At 72.8% G+C, this 18,840-nt stretch carries 13 protein-coding genes; 9 read left to right on the forward strand and 4 right to left on the reverse strand.

Features of this window, described 5'->3' with window-relative positions; translation table 11 throughout:
* Nucleotides 1-3: 3 nt before the first annotated feature.
* Complete coding sequence (locus tag DP939_RS10560; RefSeq protein WP_113980722.1) at nucleotides 4-1,809, reverse strand: AMP-dependent synthetase/ligase; 1,806 nt, start codon at nucleotides 1,807-1,809, stop codon at nucleotides 4-6.
* Between the two features lie 188 nt (nucleotides 1,810-1,997).
* Between DP939_RS10560 and DP939_RS10565 the strand changes: the two genes are divergently transcribed.
* The 6 genes from DP939_RS10565 to DP939_RS10590 all read left to right on the forward strand — a co-directional run bounded on the left by DP939_RS10565 (nucleotide 1,998) and on the right by DP939_RS10590 (nucleotide 6,983).
* Entirely contained in the window at nucleotides 1,998-2,765 is a 768-nt protein-coding gene (locus DP939_RS10565) for a metallophosphoesterase family protein (protein WP_113980723.1), read from the forward strand.
* Between the two features lie 38 nt (nucleotides 2,766-2,803).
* Nucleotides 2,804-3,241: an SRPBCC family protein gene (locus DP939_RS10570; protein WP_113980444.1), complete on the forward strand. Its 438-nt coding sequence runs from the start codon at nucleotides 2,804-2,806 to the stop codon at nucleotides 3,239-3,241.
* A 57-nt stretch (nucleotides 3,242-3,298) separates the two neighbouring features.
* A complete protein-coding gene (locus DP939_RS10575; RefSeq protein WP_147267950.1) occupies nucleotides 3,299-3,949 on the forward strand; it encodes a hypothetical protein in 651 nt (216 codons plus the stop codon).
* Nucleotides 3,950-3,972: 23 nt separating this feature from the next.
* Entirely contained in the window at nucleotides 3,973-4,917 is a 945-nt protein-coding gene (locus tag DP939_RS10580) for an ROK family glucokinase (protein ID WP_113980446.1), read from the forward strand.
* A 28-nt stretch (nucleotides 4,918-4,945) separates the two neighbouring features.
* A complete protein-coding gene (locus tag DP939_RS10585) occupies nucleotides 4,946-5,638 on the forward strand; it encodes an endonuclease/exonuclease/phosphatase family protein (protein ID WP_113980447.1) in 693 nt (230 codons plus the stop codon).
* A 151-nt stretch (nucleotides 5,639-5,789) separates the two neighbouring features.
* The gene (locus DP939_RS10590; RefSeq protein WP_113980448.1) at nucleotides 5,790-6,983 is read left to right on the forward strand and encodes a hypothetical protein; all 1,194 of its coding nucleotides are present in this window, start codon (nucleotides 5,790-5,792) and stop codon (nucleotides 6,981-6,983) included.
* A gap of 15 nt (nucleotides 6,984-6,998) precedes the next feature.
* Here the strand turns inward: DP939_RS10590 and DP939_RS10595 are convergent, their stop codons facing one another.
* Nucleotides 6,999-7,502: a hypothetical protein gene (locus tag DP939_RS10595; protein WP_113980449.1), complete on the reverse strand. Its 504-nt coding sequence runs from the start codon at nucleotides 7,500-7,502 to the stop codon at nucleotides 6,999-7,001.
* A gap of 66 nt (nucleotides 7,503-7,568) precedes the next feature.
* Nucleotides 7,569-8,333: an alpha/beta hydrolase gene (locus DP939_RS10600; protein ID WP_113980450.1), complete on the reverse strand. Its 765-nt coding sequence runs from the start codon at nucleotides 8,331-8,333 to the stop codon at nucleotides 7,569-7,571.
* Between the two features lie 183 nt (nucleotides 8,334-8,516).
* Here DP939_RS10600 and DP939_RS10605 point away from each other — a divergent pair, with 183 nt between their 5' ends.
* Nucleotides 8,517-9,236: a lysophospholipid acyltransferase family protein gene (locus DP939_RS10605; protein WP_113980451.1), complete on the forward strand. Its 720-nt coding sequence runs from the start codon at nucleotides 8,517-8,519 to the stop codon at nucleotides 9,234-9,236.
* A gap of 190 nt (nucleotides 9,237-9,426) precedes the next feature.
* Here the strand turns inward: DP939_RS10605 and DP939_RS10610 are convergent, their stop codons facing one another.
* Nucleotides 9,427-10,422: a helix-turn-helix transcriptional regulator gene (locus DP939_RS10610; RefSeq protein ID WP_113980452.1), complete on the reverse strand. Its 996-nt coding sequence runs from the start codon at nucleotides 10,420-10,422 to the stop codon at nucleotides 9,427-9,429.
* Nucleotides 10,423-10,580: 158 nt separating this feature from the next.
* Here DP939_RS10610 and DP939_RS10615 point away from each other — a divergent pair, with 158 nt between their 5' ends.
* A complete protein-coding gene (locus tag DP939_RS10615) occupies nucleotides 10,581-14,417 on the forward strand; it encodes a S8 family peptidase (protein ID WP_113980453.1) in 3,837 nt (1,278 codons plus the stop codon).
* 270 nt (nucleotides 14,418-14,687) lie between these two features.
* Nucleotides 14,688-18,524 (forward strand): S8 family peptidase, encoded by a 3,837-nt coding sequence (locus DP939_RS10620; protein WP_113980454.1) that lies wholly within the window; start codon nucleotides 14,688-14,690, stop codon nucleotides 18,522-18,524.
* Nucleotides 18,525-18,840: the final 316 nt, after the last annotated feature.

Here is an 18,840-nt window from a genome sequence, read left to right on the forward strand (position 1 = left end):
CGCTCAGGAGCGGGTGTCGATGTACAGCTCGTCGATCTCCTTGGCGAACTCCGCCATCACCACATGGCGCTTGATCGACTGCTTGGGAGTGACGTGCCCGGTCTCCTCGGTCAGCTCGATCGGCAGCACCACGAACTTCTTGATCTGCTCGGCCTTGGACACCATCCGGTTGGCCTCGTCGATGGCGTTCTGGACCTCGGCGCGGACGGCGGGGTCGGCGCTGAGGTCGGCCAGCGTGGCCGAACCGAGGTTGTTGTTCGTCTTCCACTGCGCCAGCGCCTCGGCGTCGAGGGTGACCACCGCGGCGATGAACGGGCGGTCATCGCCCACCACCAGCGCCTGGCTGACCAGCGGGTGGGCGCGGATGCGGTCCTCCAGCGGGGCCGGGGCGACGTTCTTGCCCGCCGCGGTGACCAGGATCTCCTTCTTGCGCCCGGTGACGCGCAGGTAGCCGTCGGCGTCGATCTCGCCCACGTCGCCGGAGTGGAACCAGCCCTCCTCGTCGATCACCTCGGCGGTGGCCTCGGGGGCGTTCCAGTAGCCGTCGAAGATGTGCCTGCCCTTGATCAGGATCTCGCCGTCGTCGGCGATGCGGATGGTCACGCCGGGCAGCGGCTTGCCCACCGTGCCGATCTTGTTGCCCCCGGGCATGTTGACCGTGGAGGGGGCGGAGGTCTCGGTCAGGCCGTACCCCTCGAACACCTCGATGCCCACGCCCCGGAAGAAGTGGCCGAGCCGTTCGCCGAGCGCCGAGCCGCCGGAGACCGCCGCGGTCATCTGGCCGCCGGTGGCGGCGCGCAGCTTGCCGTACACGAGCCGGTCGAACAGCGCGCGCCGCAGCCGCAGGCCCAGGCTCGCCCCGCCTGAGCTCTCCGCGCGGCTCCAGGCGATCGCGCTGTCGGCGGCCAGCTTGAAGATCTTGCCCTTGCCGTCGGCGGTGGCCCGCTGCACCGCGCCGTTGTAGACCTTCTCGAACACGCGGGGCACCGCGAGCAGGAAGTTCGGCTTGAACGACTGCAGGTCGGGGGCCACGGCGCGCAGGTTGGGGGAGTGGCCGAGGATGGTCGCGGTCTCGATCAGCACGACCTGGATGATCCGCGCGAGGCTGTGCGCCAGCGGGAGGAACAGCAGCCCGGAACGGCCGGGCGACTCGAACAGTTGCTCCAGCGGCCCCGCCGCCACGTTGCGCGCGGTGAACAGCAGGTTGTCGTGGGTGAGCCGGCAGCCTTTGGGCCGGCCGGTGGTGCCCGCGGTGTAGATGATCGTGGCGAGGTCGGCGATGCCGCGCGAGGTGCGGCGCTCCTCCAGCGTCTCCTCGGTGACCTCGGCGCCGGCCGCGGTCACCTTGGCGAGCGCGTCGTCGTCCACGCACCAGACGTGTTCCACGGCGGGCAGCTCGTCCTCCACCTCGCGCACGGTGTCGCGGTGCTCGGCCAGCTCCACGAAGACCGCCCTGGCGCCGCTGTCGGCGAGGATCCACTTGATCTGCTCGGCCGAGGAGGTGTCGTAGATCGGCACGCTGACCGCGCCCGCCGCCCAGAGCGCGTAGTCGATGACCGCCCACTCATAGCGGGTGCGCGACATCAGCCCGACGCGGTCGCCGGGGGTGATGCCCATCGCGATCAGGCCCTTGGCGAGCGCCGCGACCTCGTCGCGGAACTCCCGGGCGGTCACCGCCGACCAGCCGTCGCCGGCCAGGCGGCGGATCACCACGGTGCCGGGCTGCTGCTCGGCCCGCTCGAAGACCGTGTCGGTGCAGTTGGCGGCCGGGGGGACGTCCACCAGCATCGGGACGCTGTACTCGCGCACGGGACACTCCTTGCGGCGCATGTCGATCGATGGCTGGGACGCTACCGCGATAAGTTACGCGTGGGTAGGGCTCGAAACCCAGGCGTTACCAACGGTGTTCCCCACGCTACCAGGGCGCGCCCACAGCCCCTGGGAACGCGCCGCACCCGCCCCCGGCGGCGATCGCGCGGCTGACTAGGATGTCGGCCATGCGGGTCCATGTCGTGAGCGATGTACACGGGAGGGCCGATGCCCTGGCCCGCGCGGGAGACGGCGCCGACGCCCTGATCTGCCTGGGCGACCTCGTCCTGTTCATCGACTACGCCGATCACTCGCAGGGCATCTTCCCCGAGCTGTTCGGCGCGGACAACGCCGCCCGCTACGTCGGGCTGCGCACGGCGGGCCGGTTCGAGGAGGCCCGCGTCATGTCGGCCGGGCTGTGGGCGACGCTCGACGGCGAGCCCCGCGACCACATCGAGCGGATGGTCGACAAGCAGTACGCGGAGCTGTTCGCGGCCATGCCGACGCCCGCGTACATGACCTACGGCAACGTCGATGTGCCGCGCTTCTGGGCGGGCCACGCCCGCGACGGGCACCACATCCTGGACGGCGAGCGGGTCGAGATCGGCGGGCTGACCTTCGGGTTCGTCGGCGGCGGGCTCCGCACGCGCTACCGCACCCCCTACGAGATCGACGACGAGGAGTACGCGGCGAAGGTGGCGGCGGTGGGGCAGGTGGACGTGCTGTGCGCGCACATCCCGCCGGCCGTGCCGGAGCTGTTGTACGACGTGGTGGCCCGGCGGTTCGAGCGGGGCAGCGAGGCGACGCTCCAGGCGATCAAGGAGACGCAGCCGAAGTACGCGCTGTTCGGCCACGTCCATCAGCCGCTGGCCGCGCGGACCAGGATCGGCCGCACCGAATGCGTCAATGTCGGCCACTTTCGGGCCAGGCGCACACCCTATGCCCTGGAGTGGTGACTATGTGATGCATCAGGGGAACGAGTACGGTTAGCCCCATGGCTGATCGCACCTCCTCAAGCATCACGATCGCCGCGGACCGATCGGCCGTCATGGCCGTGATCGCCGACTTCGCGGCGTACCCGGAGTGGGCGGGCCAGGTCAAGTCCGCGGAGGTGCTGTCCGCCGGCGCGGCCGGACGGGCGTCCGAGGTCAGGTTCACGCTGGACGCCGGAGTGATCAGCGACTCCTACGTGCTCGCCTACGACTGGCACGGCGACGAGGCCGTCGGCTGGCGCATCGCCGAGCCCGGCGCCATGGTGTCCGGGCTGACCGGCGGCTACCGGCTGGCCCCCGCGGGCGGCGGAACCGAGGTGACCTACGAGCTGGCCGTCGAGCTGAAGGTGCCGATGATCGGCATGATCCGGCGCAAGGCCGAGAAGGTCATCGTGGACACCGCGCTGAAGGGGCTGAAGAAGCGCGTCGAGGCGGCATGACGCGGGCGCGCGCCGCGAAGGTCACCTGCGGGTACGGTTCGAGTCAGGAGGCCTTGAATGACTGAGAACCGTGACATTGACGGCGGCAGGGGCGCGGAAGATCCGTGGAGCGCCGTCGTGGACCAGGTCGGCGATACGGCCGATACCCCTGCAGGCCCCCGCGAGCCGCGGGACACCGGCGGGGCGGAGTGGGACGAGCGGGCCGAGGCGGCCCGGCGCGCGGCCTGGGAGCGTGAGGTCGAGCGGGCCAGGGCCGAGGGCCGCGACCCGCTCACCGTGGTGGCGGGCGAGGCCAGGCGGCTGCTCGACTCCCTCCAGGACCGCGCGGCCCGCGAGATCGGCCGCGGCCTGCTGTGGGGCACCCGCAAGGGCATCGGCAGAGGCATCGGCCAGGTGTTCGGCGGTGGGCGCGGCGGGCGGCGTGACGAGCGCGACGTCTGGCAGGAGGCGATCTCCGAGCACGAGGACGGCTACATCTGCCGCTCCTGTCCCGTCTGCCGGGTGATCGCCGCGCGCCGCGAGGCCGGGCAGAGTACGAGCGCGGGCGTCGGCACCGACATCGCCGACCATCTGGTGGCGGCCGGCGGCGAGCTGGTCACCGCGCTTCGCGAGGCGGTGGACGCGCTGGCGCGGCCGGCGCCCCCGCGCAGGCCCAGAGACGACCGGGACGCCCCCGGCGACCGTGGGGAGCACAACGACCTGGGCTGACGCCCTTGGAGAGAGGCTGGCAGATGGCGCTGACCATTGGCGTGGACATCGGCGGGACGAAGGTCGCCGCCGGGCTGGTCGACGAGCACGGCGAGATCGTCGCCCAGACCCTGCGGTCCACCCCCGCCGACGACCCCGACCAGGTGGCGCAGACCATCGCCGAAGTGATCAAGGAGCTGGCGCACGGGCACGAGGTGGAGGCGGTCGGCCTGGGCGCGGCCGGGTTCGTCGACGAGACCCGTTCGATCGTGCGCTTCGCCCCCAACCTGGCCTGGCGCGAGGAGCCGCTGCGCGAGAAGGTGGCCGCCCTCGTCGGGCTGCCCGTCGTGGTGGAGAACGACGCCAACGCGATGGCCTGGGCCGAGGCCGAGTACGGCGCGGGCCGCGGGGAGAGCCACATCGTGTGCGTCACCGTCGGCACCGGCATCGGCGGCGGCATCGTGCTCGGCGGCGAGCTGTACCGCGGCCGGTGGGGGATGGGCGCGGAGATGGGCCACATGCAGGTGGTCCAGCGCGGACGCCTGTGCGGGTGCGGCAACCTCGGCTGCTGGGAGCGCTACGCCAGCGGCAGCGCGCTGGTGGAGGAGGCCAGGGTGATCGCCGCCGCCGAGCCCCGGCGCGCGGCCACGCTGCTGGAGATGGCCGGCGGCTCGCCCGCCGACATCGAGGGCGAGGAGATCACCGAGGCCGCCAGGGCGGGCGACGACGCGGCGCTGTCCGCCTTCGCGAGCATCGGCCACTGGCTCGGCCAGGGTATGGCCGACATGGCGGCGGTGCTCGACCCGGGCTGCTTCATCCTGGGCGGCGGCGTGTCGCGCGCGGCCGACCTGTTCATCGACCGGGTCAGGGAGTCGTTCGCCCGCGCGCTCACCGGCAGCGGGCACCGCCCGGTCGCCGACATCCGGCTCGCCGAACTGGGCGCGTCGGCCGGGCTGGTGGGCGCGGCCGACCTCGCGCGCCGCCGGTGAACCCGGCGCCGCAGGCATCCCGCGCCGCATGACGATCAGGGTCGCGACGTACAACGTGCACGGGATGCGCGACGACGTCCCGGCGCTGGTCCGGGTGATCCGGGCGGCCCGGCCCGACGTCCTGTGCGTGCAGGAGGTCCCGCGGCGGTGGGCCTGGCGGCGCAGGCGCGCCCGGCTCGCCGCGGAGACCGGGATGATCGTGGCGGCCGGGCGGCGGCGCGGCGGTACGGCGGTGCTGACCGGCCCCGGCGTGCGGGTGCTGCGCGCCGAGACCCACCTGCTGCGCTTCCACGCCTTCCTGGAGCGCAGGGCGACGTCGATCGCGGTGGTGGAGTCCGGCGGGCTGCGCGTCGCGGTCGCCTCGGTCCACCTGGACCTGCACGTCGCCGCGCGCGCCCGGCACGCGGAGGAGGCGCTGGCGCTGCTCGCGGCGGCGGCCGAGCCGTACGGCGCGGCCCTCGTACTGGCCGGTGACCTCAACGAGCAGCCCCACCAGGACACCTTCCGCCACCTGGCGGGCCGCCTCACCGACTGCTACGCCCGCGCCCCGCGCGGCCAGGGGCCGACGTTCACCGCCAGGCGGCCGGACAAGCGGATCGACGCGGTCTTCGCCGGTCCCGGCCTTTCGGCCGTGTCCTGCGGCGGGGCGGACGCCGACCCCGCCGACCTCGCCGCCGCCAGCGACCACCTGCCGGTCGTGGCCGAGCTGCGCCCCGGCTGACCGCCCGCGCGACCATCTCGATACATGACCCTGGCGAACCGCCACTGAGCTGCGGGCTTGAGGCGGAACGGGGCATTCATACTGATGTGACACCTGTCCTTGACGAGGCGGATGTCCACACGGGCGAGAGCATCACCGTACGATTCTGACTATGACCAGCCGCTCACTGCGGCGTGTGGTGGTGACAGGCGCGGGAGCGGCGCTCCTCGCCGGGCTCGTCCTTCCTGGCACGTCGGCCGCCTACGCGCACGCCGATCCCACGCGCCCGCCCGCGCTCGCCGAGTCCTGGCTGCGCACCGAGCGCGTGCGGCTGCAGGGCGACAGCTCGCTGGCCGACGTGGCCGGGCTGTCGGCCGGCGACGTCTGGGCGGTCGGCCAGCAGGAGATCTGGGACGCCTGGGAAAACCGCGGCGCGATCGCCCACTGGGACGGCCGCGCGTGGACCCAGGTGGGCATCCGCAACGACGACACCGGCGCCGGATACCTGCGCTCGATCGCCGCCGCCGCGGCCAACGACCTGTGGACGGTCGGCGCCGGGCACGACGGCCTCCCGTACGTCGCGCACGGCGACGGCTCCGGCTTCGACCGGGTCGGCATCGACCAGCTCCGCGCCAGCGACTGGCTCGCGGGCGTCTCGGCGGTGCCTGGGCGGATGGTCACGGTCGGCAGCCGCGACCGCAGGCCGCTCATCGTCACCCGCACCGGGGCGGCCTGGCGGGTGGAGTCCATGCGCGACGAGGGCACCCTGTACGGCGTGTCGCTCACCGGCAAGGGCGACGGCTTCGCGGTCGGCGACGCCGACGGCAGGCCGCTGATCGTGCGCCAGTCCGGCGGCGGGGCCTGGAAGAAGGTCACGGCGCCGCGCATCCGCGGCGGCTACCTGCGCGACGTCCACAGCGACGGGCCCAAGCAGGCCCTGGCGATCGGCGGCGTCTACCGGGCCTCGGGCGAGATCTCGCCGCTGGTGCTGTCCTGGAACGGCAAGCGCTGGTCCCAGGTGCGGCTGCCCGACCGCGACGCCCGCCTGTACGGCGTGACCGGCGACGGCAAGGGCACCTTCTGGATCTCCGGCCACGACCCCGGCCGCCCCGGCGAGGCGTTCCTGCTGCGGCACCAGGGCAAGGAGACCGACGTCGTGCGCGGCGAGTCGACCTCGTCATCGCGCACCATGCGGCTGCAGGCGGTGAGCCACCTGCCCGGCACCGACGACACCGTGTGGGCGGTGGGCCACGTCATCGACGACAAGGACGCCTACACCGACGTGGTCGAGCGGTTCGGCCCCAAGAGCCCCAAGGCGCTCGACGAGGAGCCCTCGGCCGGTACGACGCCCGCCACGCGGTCGTAGCGCCGCCCGGCGCGGTCAGAGGACCGCGCCGTCGTCCCACCCGGAGTCGCCCGGAGGGCCGTCGCCCTTGCGCACCACCAGCATCACGAACCCGCCGATGAAGGCCGCGACCGCCGCGAACAGCGCCCAGCTCTGCAAGTCCCAGCCGAGCAGGACGGCCAGCAGCAGATAGGCCGGACCGCCGAACAGGGCGGCCCAGGCGATCCGCGTGGAGGCGTCGGCCTTGGGCAGCGGCGGCGGGGGCGGGGGTACGTAGTGACCCTCTTCGTCTTCGGCCGGGGCGCCGGTGACCTCGGCCGGGTCGGCCACGCCGGTGAGATCACCGGCGGCCGGGGCGTCGGCGGCGTCGCCCCCCGCGCCCGGCTCGTCGCCGTCGCGCCCGAGCGCCCGCCTGGCGGGCTCGGAGGGGAGGTTCTCGCTGTCCGGCCAAGGGTGACCGTCCGCGGTGTCCGCGGACGGCTCGTTGAACGAGGCGACGATCTGCCGCCAGACCTCGTCCTCGTCGCTCTGGGGCGTCACGTAGTGGGCCTGTCAGTCATCGAAGTCCCGTGCCTTCTTCCTCCCGAGGCCGCCACCCGCATCGGGTCAGTCCCTCTGTAAGGGTACCGAGGCGTGCGTCCTGATGAAGTCCAGGCTCCCCGCGAAGATCTCGGCGGCGTCGTTGTCGAGCGTGGCGACGTGGTAGCTGTCGGCCAGCTCGACGACGGTCAGGCCGCCGCCGGTCAGGCGCTCGCGCAGGAGCCTTACGCTGGTGGGTTTGACGACGTGGTCGTCCGGGCTGTGGTAGACGAGCAGCGGCTGGGTGACCAGGTCCAGGCGCGACCGCACCAGCGACCACAGCCGGGGGAGCGTCGCCGCGGCGCGCACCGGCGTACGCGCGTAGGCCAGCTCGGTCGCGCCCTCCTTCTTGATGTCGCCCGCCACGCCCGCCACCGAGGGGATGACGTATTTCAGCAGCGGGGCCAGGCGCAGCAGTGGCTCATCGACCGTGAGCGAGGGGTTGACCAGGACCAGGCCGCGGACCGACGCGCCGTGCACCTGCGCCAGCCGCAGCGCCAGGCACCCGCCGAGCGACAGCCCGGCCACGAACACCTCCGCGCAGCGCCCGAGCAGGTCGGCGAAGGTCTTGTCCAGCTCGGCGTACCAGTCCTCCCAGCGGGTGCGGCTCATCTCCCGCCAGGTGGTGCCGTGGCCGGGGAGCCTCGGCAGCGCGACGGTCAGGCCCGCCCCCGCCAGGTGCTCGGCCCACGGCCGCAGCGACTGCGGTGTGCCGGTGAACCCGTGACACAACAGCACGCCCACAGGGCCTTCGTCGTGGTGGTACGGCTCGGCGCCGGGCAGCACGGGCATCGCGCCCCCTCCTTCGGCGGTTCGCCCGATCGTCGCATGAGACACGCTGGTTTGGGGAGAGGAACGCCGGTTTGGCGGTGAGACTTCCCGGCCGGAAGATGGGAAGATGGCTGCCTTGCCGTACCGGCGCCGGACCCAGACGACGGCCCGAGGCGGCCACCGATGCCGAGAAGAGGTGCCCGAGTGTTCTACTGGGTGGTCAAGGCCATCTTGGGGCCGTTCCTTCACCTGGTGTTCCGCCCGTGGGCGGAGGGCACTGACAACGTGCCGCGCGAAGGACCGGTCATCCTGGCGGGCAACCACCTGTCGTTCGCCGACCACTTCTTCGGCGCGCTGTTCCTGCCGCGCAAGGTCATCTCGCTCGGCAAGGCCGAATACTTCACCGGCACCGGGATCAAGGGCCTGCTCAGCCGGATGTTCTTCTCCGGGGTCGGCACCGTGCCGATCGACCGCTCCGGCGGCAAGGCGAGCGAGGCGGCGCTGCGCACCGGGCTGCGCATCCTGCGCAACGGGCACGTGCTCGGCATCTACCCCGAGGGCACCCGCTCGCCGGACGGGCGGCTCTACAAGGGCAAGACCGGGGTGGCCAGGCTCGCGCTGGAGTCGCGGGTGCCGGTGATCCCGTGGGCGATGGTCAACACCTTCGAGATGATGCCGCCCGGGCGTCCGCTGCCCAAGCTCGGCATCCGGCCGGGGGTGCGGTTCGGCAAGCCGCTCGACTTCTCCCGCTACTACGGCATGGAGGACGACCGGCTGGTGCTCCGCGCGGTCACCGACGAGATCATGTACGCGCTGATGGAGCTGGCCGGGCAGGAGTACGTCGACAAGTACGCCGCCAGCGCCAAGATCGAGATGGTCCGCGCCGCCCGCGAGGCCGCCAACACGGGCGAGCAGCAGGACTGAGCCGGTCGGGAAGTGATGCACCGAGCGCATCATGCACGGGACCGGGCGCATCACGCACGGGACCGGGCGCGGTCGTGTCTGGACCGACGAGCGATCGAGTGAGGAACGAGCGAGGGAGCGAGGAGGGGAAGACGCGACCTTGAAGGCGCCCGGGCCCCGCGCGAGCGGAGCGAGCGCCATGAGCAACGACTCAGCGGGTGAGCAGCCCGTGCCGGGCCGCCAGGAACCCCGCGTGAAACCTGGTGCGGGCACCCAGGTGCTCGCACAGGGTCTGCACCCGGCGCTGCACCGTACGCGCGCTGAGGCCGAGCTGCCGGGCGATGGCCTCGTCCTTCAGCCCCGTGGCCAGCAGGGTCAGCACCTCGGTGTCGGACGAGCGGGGCCATGGTCCGGGCTCGGCCTCGATGGGGTCGCCCGTCCCCGCGGGCGCGAGCCGCAGCGGCACCGCGCCCCGCCACAGCGTCTCGAACAGCGCCACCAGCGCGTCGAGCAGCGCCGATGGGTGGACCACCAGGGCGTCGTTCGGGTCGGGCTCGGAGGCCAGCGGCAGGATCGCGGTGCGCCCGTCGGCGATGGCCAGCTTGATCGGCACCTCGCCCAGCCGGGCGTGCTCGCCCTCGGCGATGGCCCGCCGGGTGTGCTCCAGCATGATCGGGTCGTCGAAGGCGCGCGGCCCGTAGATCGCCCGGGCCTGGACCCGGCGCAGGCTGCGCCGCCGGTTGACCCCCTCGTCGGTGATGTCCACCGCGTACGGCGGATGCACCAGGACCAGGAACTCCTCGGTCGCGTTGCGCTCAAGCTGGAGGAAACGCCGGGCGACCGCCTCCTTGCCGGTCACCACCTCCAGCACCTCCTCCGGGTGGTGCCCGGACGGGTCGCCGACCTCGGCGGCCAGGGCCGCGGCGGCGGCCCTGCTGTGCGTGATCTCGTCGTGCCTGCGCGCCACCAGGATGTCGATCGCCACGTTGGGCGGGGTCGCGAACAGCCGGAGCGGCCGCCCGGCCACCCGGGTGACCAGCCCGAGGTTCTCCATCCTGGGCAGCATCCTGCGGATGGCGGTCACCGAACCCCCGGTCCGCGCGGAAAGGCCGCTCAACGTGGACGGCCCATGCCGCAGCAACGCCCGATAGGCGTTCTCCTCCGCGGCGCTGACCCCCAGTCCCTCCAGCAGACGCCGTTCCGCCATGCTCGGTTGCCCCCATCCGTACGTGCCGGCGGCTGACACTTTACTCGCGGAGTCGGGTTCACGACATGTCAGGTCCTCGCCATGGTCAGGCCATAGACAGTGATAGGTCCTGGCGATTAGGACTTTGAACGATCTTTCCCTAATTGTGGAGGTTGTCGATGACCCTCCGGCAAGGGCGGTTATGGCGCCGCTCCGCCGTGCACTTATCCGTCACCACCATCTCCTTAGCGACCGCCGTGGCCTCCACGGCGCTCATCGGGCAGGCCCCGGCCGCGGCGACCCGGGCCACGCCGACCACGAAGATCACCGCCGCGCCACGCTCCTACGATGTCACCCTGATCACCGGTGACCGTGTCCACGTCACCGAGTCGGCCGGCGGCCGCAGCGCCGCCACGGTCACCCCCGCCAGGCGGGGGACCTCCCTGCCGTCCGGGTTCCGCGTTCAGCAGCGTGACGGCGACACGTACGTCTACCCGAACGACATGCTCGGCCTGATCCCGGATCGTCTGGATCCCGAGCTGTTCAACGTCACCACGCTGGCCGAAGAGGGGCACACCGACGCCGGGCCGGCGGCCATTCCGCTCATCCTCACCTATGCGAAGAACGCCACCAAGGCGGCTGTTCCCCAGCTCTCCAGGCTTCGCAGCCTGGAGAGCATCGGCGGGGCGGGGGTGACCCTGGACAAGGACAAGGCGGCCGACTTCGGTGGCGCGCTCCTCAAGCTCGCCGCGTCCGGCCGTACCAAGGCCGCGTCCCCGCTGGACGGCGTACGGAAGATCTGGCTGGACCGCAAGGCCAGATCGACGCTGGACCGCAGCACGCATCAGATCGGCGCGCCCGCCGCGTGGGCCGCCGGGTTCGACGGGACCGGCACCACCGTGGCGGTCCTGGACAGCGGCGTGGACGCCGGGCACCCCGACCTCGCCGGGCGGGTCGCCGTCCAGAAGGACTTCACCGGCATCGGCACCGGCGACCAGTACGGGCACGGCACGCACGTCGCGGCCATCCTCGGCGGCAGCGGCCAGGGCTCGGCCGGCGCGCGCAAGGGCGTCGCACCGGGCGCGAGGCTGCTCGACGGCCGGGTCCTCGACGGCGGAGGAATGGGCTACGCGTCCTGGATCATCGACGGGATGGAGTGGGCCGCAGGGGAGCAGCACGCCGACATCGTCAACCTGAGCCTCGGTTTCGCCGAGCCCGGCGGGCCGCTCACCGACGCGGTGGGCGACCTCACCCGTAGATACGGCACGCTGTTCGTGGTGGCGGCGGGCAACTCCGGCTGTCAGGCGTGCGTCGGCAGTCCCGGCGACGCTCCCGAGGCGCTGACCGTCGGCGCGGTGGACCGCGAGGACGGGCTGGCCGATTTCTCCAGCTACGGGCCGGTCGGCATGCAGCGGGCGGTCAAGCCCGACGTCACCGCGCCCGGCGTGGGCATCGTCGCGGCGAGAGCGCGGGGGACCGGGCTCGGTGAGCCGGTCGACGCCACCTATACCAAGATCTCCGGCACCTCCATGGCCACCCCGCACGTCGCGGGGGCGGCCGCGCTGCTGCGCCAGGCCAGGCCCGGGATCACCGCGGCCGAGCTGAAGTCGCTGCTGACGGGCACCGCCAAGCCCGGCGCCGGCGTCCCCGCGGACAAGCAGGGCACCGGCCGGATCGACGTCGCCGCGGCCCTCGCCCAGCCGGTCCAGGCGTCCTCCGGGCCCGTGGACTTCGGGCTCGTGGTGACCCCTGAGGGTGAGCCGGTCGCCCGTACCGTCGGCTACCGCAACCCCTCGGCCGCGCCCGTCACGCTCGACCTCAGCGCGGGCGGCGCGTTCACGGTCACCCCGGCCCGGCTGGACCTGCCCGCGGGCGGCACCGGCCAGGTCACCGTCACCCTCGATCCGGCCAAGGCCGAGGCGGGGTGGCAGCGCGCCGAACTCCTCGCCAAGGCCGGCACCGGCCCCGCGCTGCGCACGCTGCTCACCGCCAACGCCGAGCCGGAGCGGGCCGAGCTTCAGGTCAAGGCGTTCGCCAGGGACGGCCGGGTCACGAAGCCGGTGGTCAACATCGTCAACGTGGCCGACGGCGGACTGGACGGCCGCGCGCTGCCCGGCGACCCGGTCCAGTGGTGCGACGAGGGCCAGTTGCCAGGGTCCTGTGTGCGCGTTCTCCCCGGGACCTACTCCGTACTCGGGCGGGTCCTCACCATGCACCCCGGCCAGGACCCGCTGGAGGAGGGCATGCGCGGCAACGCGCTGCACACCACCTTCGCCGGCGACCCCGAGGTGGAGGTCACCGGCGACACCGAAGTGGTGCTCGACGCCCGCGAGGCGGTCGAGATCGAGATCGAAACGCCGCATCCGGACGCCCAGGCGGTTCCTGAGGGCGCGACCAAGCTGATCTGGCACCGGAAGCCGGTGAAGGGCCCGGACAACGTCGACGCCTACCTGCCCGCGGGCAACCTCCAAGAGCGCTTCTTCGCCACGCCGACCGAGAGCGTGACCAAGGGTGAGTTCGGGTTCGCCAGCAGGTGGCGGCTGGCCGCGCCGCAGATCACCCTGCGGACGCCGGGCGTCGACCTCGACCCGCGCTACTACGACGCCGTGTGGTTCAGCGACGACACGACCCAGTTCCCGCGCCTGGACGGCGAAGCCGACCTGACGGTCGTCAACGCCGGGCGGGCCAGGCCGGGCGACCTCGCGGGCAAGGACCTGAGAGGCAGGCTCGCCCTGGTCCGCAGGGACCCGTCGGCCACGGTCGCCGCGCAGTCCAACGCCGCCGCGGCGGCGGGGGCCAAGCTCGTGGCGATCTACAGCGACACGCCCGGCATGGACGGGGTGTTCCCCGGCACCGGGACGAAACTGTCCGTCCCGACCGTGCGGCTGACCCAGGAGGAGGGCCTCGCCCTGCTCGCGCGGATGCGTCAGGGACCCGTCGTCGTCCACGCCACCGGCGTGGTCGCCAGTCCCTACGCCTACGAGGTCTACGAGCGTGAGGAGGGACGGATACCGGCCGGGCTGAAGTACACGGTGGCGCCGCAGGAGGCGGCCACGGTCGAGACCACGTACCGGACCCAGCTCACCGGCAAGCTGGTGCTGTCGGAGACCCGGTTCGGGTGGCAGCCCTGGGAGGACGGCTCCTACGACGCATGGCACCCGCAGTACGCGCCGCGCACCCGGGTGGACTATGTCACCGCCGACCCCGAGCTGAGCTGGGAGGCGATGGCCGTCGCGCCGGAGAGGTACTACAACGTCATCTGGCAGCCGCCGGACCTGTCGCGGATCTCGCTGTCGGAGTTCACCAACCGGCCGCTCAAGCCGGGCGAGGTGACCAAGCTGGACTGGTTCCGGCAGCCGCTCGCCCCGGGTGTGCGGCAGTACGACCAGTTGCGCAAGACCGGCGACCTGCTTCACGTGGACATGCAGGCGTACGTCGACGCCCACGGCAACACCGGCACTGTCGGCACGGGTCCGTTCCCGGGCGCGACGACGACCGACTTCCGCCTGTACCAGGGGGACACACTCGTCGCGCAGACCGCGGGGGTTCCGGCGGGGACGATCGCGCTGCCCCCGGAGCCCGCGGGCTACCGGATCGAGTACGACGTGCGGACCCCTGGCTCCTACGCCAAGCTGTCCACCCGGACCAGGGCGGTCTGGACGTTCGGCTCGCAGCGCCCGCAGGGCGAGGAGACCGTGGTCGTCCCGCTGCTGCTCGCCGGGTACGACGTGCCGGTGGACATCCAGAACAGGAGCGGTGCCGACGAGTTCGGCCTGCGGCTGTACCACCAGCGCGGCTCGGAGGCCGCCGAGATCACGGACGTGTCCCTGGACGTGTCCTACGACGACGGCGCGACCTGGCGGCCCGTCGACCGCCTGGTGGGCAAGGGCGGTGGCCTGTACGACGTCTCGGTGGGCCGGCCGGGCGGCGAGTTCGTCTCGCTCCGCCTCAAGGCCACCGACCAGCGCGGGAACAGCCTCTCCCAGGAGGTGATCCGCGCCTACGCCCGCCGCTGACCCGCCCGGCCGGAACGAATCCGGCGAGCGGCGATCATGAGGGAGGCCGTCCCTCACTCCCGGCGACCCCGGGAGTGAGGGACGCGTTCGTTTCCGGACGCCGTTCCGCCACGCTGGGTGCACTCATCCGTACGTGCCGCTGGCTGACACGCCTCCAGGAGAGTCGGGTTTACGACATGTCAGGTCTTCGCCATGTCCGGACATGGACAGCCGGATGTCCAGACGATTAGGAATTAGGACGATCTTTTCCCCCCTTTGTGGAGGTTGCCAATGGGCCTCCGGCCGGGATCGCCGCGCTGGCGCCGTGCCGCCCTGACCGTGTCCGTCACCACCGTGTCGCTGGCCACCGCAGTGGCGGCCACGATGCTCACCGGGACGGGCGCGGCGGCGGTCAGCGCACCCCCCGCGCAGGGGCTCGCGGCCGGGCAGCGCACCTATGACGTGACCCTGATCACCGGTGACCGCGTTCACGTCACCGAGTCGGCCGGTGGCCGCAGCGCCGCCACGGTCACACCCGCCAGGCGCGGCGACGGCCTGCCGTCCGGGTTCCGCGTCCAGCAGCGTGACGGCGACACGTACGTCTACCCCAACGACATGCTCGGGCTCGTCCCCGAACGCCTGGACCCCGAGCTGTTCAACGTCACCACGCTGGCCGAGGAGGGGCACACCGACGCCGGGTCCGGCTCGATCCCGCTCATCCTCACCTACGCCGCGAACGCCACCAAGGCGGCGGTCCCGCAGCTCGGCGGGGTCCGTGCCCTGCCCAGCATCGGCGGGGCGGGGGCGACCCTGGACAAGGCCAAGGCGGCCGACTTCGGCGGCGCGCTGTCCAAGCTGGCCTCCTCCGCCCGTACCAAGGCCGCGTCCCCGCTGGACGGCGTGCGCAAGATCTGGCTGGACCGCAAGGTCGGCTCGGTACTCGACCACAGCGTCAAGCAGATCGGCGCGCCCGCCGCGTGGGCGGCCGGGTTCGACGGGACCGGCACCACCGTGGCGGTACTCGACAGTGGCGTGGACGCCGGGCACCCCGACCTCGCCGGGCGGGTCGCCGTCCAGAAGGACTTCACCGAGACGGGCGACGGCGACCAGCACGGGCACGGCACGCACGTCGCGGCCATCGTCGGCGGCAGCGGCCAGGGCTCCGGCGGCGCGCGCAAGGGCGTCGCACCGGGCGCGAAGCTGCTCAGCGGCCGGGTCCTCGACGGCGACGGCGTGGGATTCGCCTCGTGGATCATCGCGGGCATGGAGTGGGCGGCGGCCGAGCAGCGCGCCGACGTCGTCAACATGAGCCTCGGCACCGCGCAGCCCGGCGGCCCGCTCACCGACGCGGTGGGCGACCTCACCCGCAGGTACGGCACGCTGTTCGTGGTGGCGGCGGGCAACTCCGGCTGTCAGGCGTGCGTCGGCAGTCCCGGAGACGCTCCCGAGGCGCTGACCGTCGGCGCGGTGGACCGGCAGGACCGGCTGGCCGACTTCTCCAGCTACGGGCCGATCGGCATGCAGCGGGCGGTCAAGCCCGACGTCACCGCCCCGGGCGTGGGCGTGGTCGCGGCCAGGGCGCGGGGGACCGGGCTCGGTGAGCCGGTCGACGACTCCTACACCAGGATGTCCGGCACCTCGATGGCCGCCCCGCACGTCGCGGGTGCCGCCGCGCTGCTGCGCCAGGCCAGGCCGGGGATCACCGCGGCCGAGCTGAAGTCGCTGCTGATGGGCACCGCCAAGCCCGGCGCCGATATCCCCGCGGACAAGCAGGGCACCGGGCGGATCGACGTCGCCGCCGCGCTCGCGCAGCCGGTCCAGGCGTCCTCCGGGCCCGTGGACTTCGGGCTCGTGGTGGTCCCGAAGGGTGAGCCGGTCGGCCGTACGGTGACCTACCGCAACTCCTCGGCCGCGCCGGTCACGCTCGACCTCAGCGCGGGCGGCGCGTTCACGGTCGTCCCGGCCCGGCTGGACCTGCCCGCGGGCGGTACCGGCCAGGTGACCGTCACCCTCGACCCGGCCAAGGCCGAGATCGGATGGCAGCGCGCCGAACTCGCCGCCAAGTCCGGCGACGGCCCCGCGCTGCGCACACTGCTGACCGCCAACGCCGAGCCCCCGCGGGCGAACCTGAAGGTCGTGCCGATCGCCAGGGACGGCCGGGTGACCCGGTCCGTGGTCAACGTCGTCAATGTCGAGGACGGCGGGCTGGACGGACGCGCGCTGCCCGGCGACCCGGTCCAGTGGTGCGACGACGGAGGCGTCCCCGGCTCGTGCGTACGGGTCCTGCCCGGCACCTACTCCGTGCTGGGACGGGTCACCACCGTCCACCCGAGCCTGGACCCCTTCGACGACGGCATGCGCGGCAACATCCTCAACGCCACCTTCGCCGGCGACCCCGAGGTGAAGGTCACCGCCGACACCGAGGTGGTCCTCGACGCCCGCAAGGCCACCGAGATCAAGATCGACACCCCGCACCGGGACGCCGAGGCCGGACCGGGCGGGGCCACCAAGCTCACCTGGCACCGGGCCCCCGAGAACGGCCCGGACAACGTGGACGTCTACCTGCCCGCGGGCAGCCAGGAGGAGCGGTTCTTCGCGACGCCGACCCGGCGGGTGACCAAGGGCGAGTTCGGGTTCGCCGGCAGGTGGCGGCTGACCGCGCCGGAGATCACCCTGCGGACGCCCGGCATCGACCTTCGCCCCCGCTATGTCGACGCCGTGTGGTTCAGCGACGACACCACCCAGTTCCCGCGCCTGGACGGCAACGCCGTACTCCTGGCCGCCGACGCCGGGCGGGCCACCGCCAAGGACCTCGCGGGCAAGAACCTGCGGGGCAGGCTGGCCCTGATCCGCAGAGACCCGTCGGCCACGGTCGCGGAGCAGTCCAACGCCGCCGCGGCGGCGGGGGCCAGACTGGTGGCGATCTACAGCGACACGCCCGGCCTGGACCCGGTGTTCCCGGGCACCGGGACGCGGCTTTCCGTCCCGACCCTCCGGCTGACCCACGAGGAGGGCCTGCGGCTGCTGGACCGGATGCGCAAGATCCCCGTCGTGGTCCTCGCCACCGGCGTCGTGACCAGCCCCTACGCCTACGAAATCTACGAGCGCGAGGAGGGGCGCATTCCGGCCAGGCTGGAGTACACCGTGCGGCCGAGGTCGATGGCCACGGTGCAGACCACGTACCGCACCCAGCTCGCCGACAGGCTGGTCCTGTCGGAGACCAGGTTCGGGTGGCAGCCCTGGGAGGACGGCTCCTACGACTCCTGGCACCCGCAGTACGCCCCGAGCACCCGCGTGGACTACGTCACCGCCGACCCCAAGGTCACCTGGGAGGCGATGGCGGTCGCGCCGGAGCACAACTACAACGTCATCTGGCAGCCGCGGCAGGTGCCGCGGATCGCGCTGAGGGAGTTCACCAACCGGCCGCTCGTGGCGGGGAAGCGGACCGAGCTGGACTGGTTCCGGCAGCCCCTCGCCCCGGGTGTGCGGCAGTACGACCAGTTGCGCAGGACCGGCGACCTGCTTCACGTGGACATGCAGGCGTACGTGGACGCACACGGCAACACCGGGACCGCCAGCACGGGTTTCTTCCCGGGCGCGACGACGAGCGACTTCCGCCTGTACCAGGGGGAGACGCTGGTCGCGCAGACCAAGGCCACTCCGGCGGGCACCATCGCCCTGCCCGCGCAGCGGGAGGACTACCGGATCGAGTACGAGATCCGCACGCCCGAACCGCACGCCAAGCTGTCCACCAGGACCCGGGCGGAGTGGACGTTCGGCTCGCAGCGGCCGGAGGGCGACGCGACCACGGTGGTGCCGCTGCTGCTCGCCGAGTACGACGCCCCCGTGGACGGCAGGAACCGGGCCAAGAGCGACAAGCTCGGGCTGCGGCTGTACCACCAGCGCGGCTCGGACCCCGCCCGGATCAAGAACGTGTCCCTGGAGGTCTCCTACGACGACGGCGCCACCTGGCGACCGGTTGACCGCCTGCGCGCCAAGGGCGGCAACGCGTATGAGGCCAGACTCGGCCGCGCCGGGGGCGAGTTCGTCTCCCTCCGCCTCAAGGCCACCGACCAGCGCGGAAACAGCCTCTCCCAAGAGCTGATCCGCGCCTACGCCCGCCGCTGACCCGTCCGGCCGGAACGGATACAGCAAGCGGGAACCTGAGGGAGGCCGTCCCTCACTCCCGGCGACCCCGGGAGTGAGGGACGCGATCCTCCCCACCACGAACCACCTCCGGCCAGCGCCGCTCCCCGCCGGGTGCGGCCTGCCGTAGGGCGTACGGCCGGTGGGGTGCCGCTGCCGGCGTGACGTGCTCGATGGCGTGGCCCGGACGTGCGCGGCCGTTCTGGCGGTCGTGTGTCCGGCGGTGGGCGTCGGATCTGCCCGACGCCCACGTCCCTGCCGATCGCATCCCGCGGAACGGGACGCCATGCCCTTGCCC

The organism is Spongiactinospora rosea, from assembly GCF_003315795.1.
GTDB classification, from domain to species: Bacteria; Actinomycetota; Actinomycetes; order Streptosporangiales; family Streptosporangiaceae; genus Spongiactinospora; species Spongiactinospora rosea.

Coding starts and splice junctions, on each gene's coding strand:
- DP939_RS10565 (WP_113980723.1), top strand. CDS start 1,998: ATGCGGGTCCATGTCGTGAGCGATGTACACGGGAGGGCCGATGCCCTG.
- DP939_RS10570 (WP_113980444.1), top strand. CDS start 2,804: ATGGCTGATCGCACCTCCTCAAGCATCACGATCGCCGCGGACCGATCG.
- DP939_RS10575 (WP_147267950.1), top strand. CDS start 3,299: ATGACTGAGAACCGTGACATTGACGGCGGCAGGGGCGCGGAAGATCCG.
- DP939_RS10580 (WP_113980446.1), top strand. CDS start 3,973: ATGGCGCTGACCATTGGCGTGGACATCGGCGGGACGAAGGTCGCCGCC.
- DP939_RS10585 (WP_113980447.1), top strand. CDS start 4,946: ATGACGATCAGGGTCGCGACGTACAACGTGCACGGGATGCGCGACGAC.
- DP939_RS10590 (WP_113980448.1), top strand. CDS start 5,790: ATGACCAGCCGCTCACTGCGGCGTGTGGTGGTGACAGGCGCGGGAGCG.
- DP939_RS10600 (WP_113980450.1), bottom strand. CDS start 8,333: ATGCCCGTGCTGCCCGGCGCCGAGCCGTACCACCACGACGAAGGCCCT.
- DP939_RS10610 (WP_113980452.1), bottom strand. CDS start 10,422: ATGGCGGAACGGCGTCTGCTGGAGGGACTGGGGGTCAGCGCCGCGGAG.
- DP939_RS10615 (WP_113980453.1), top strand. CDS start 10,581: ATGACCCTCCGGCAAGGGCGGTTATGGCGCCGCTCCGCCGTGCACTTA.
- DP939_RS10620 (WP_113980454.1), top strand. CDS start 14,688: ATGGGCCTCCGGCCGGGATCGCCGCGCTGGCGCCGTGCCGCCCTGACC.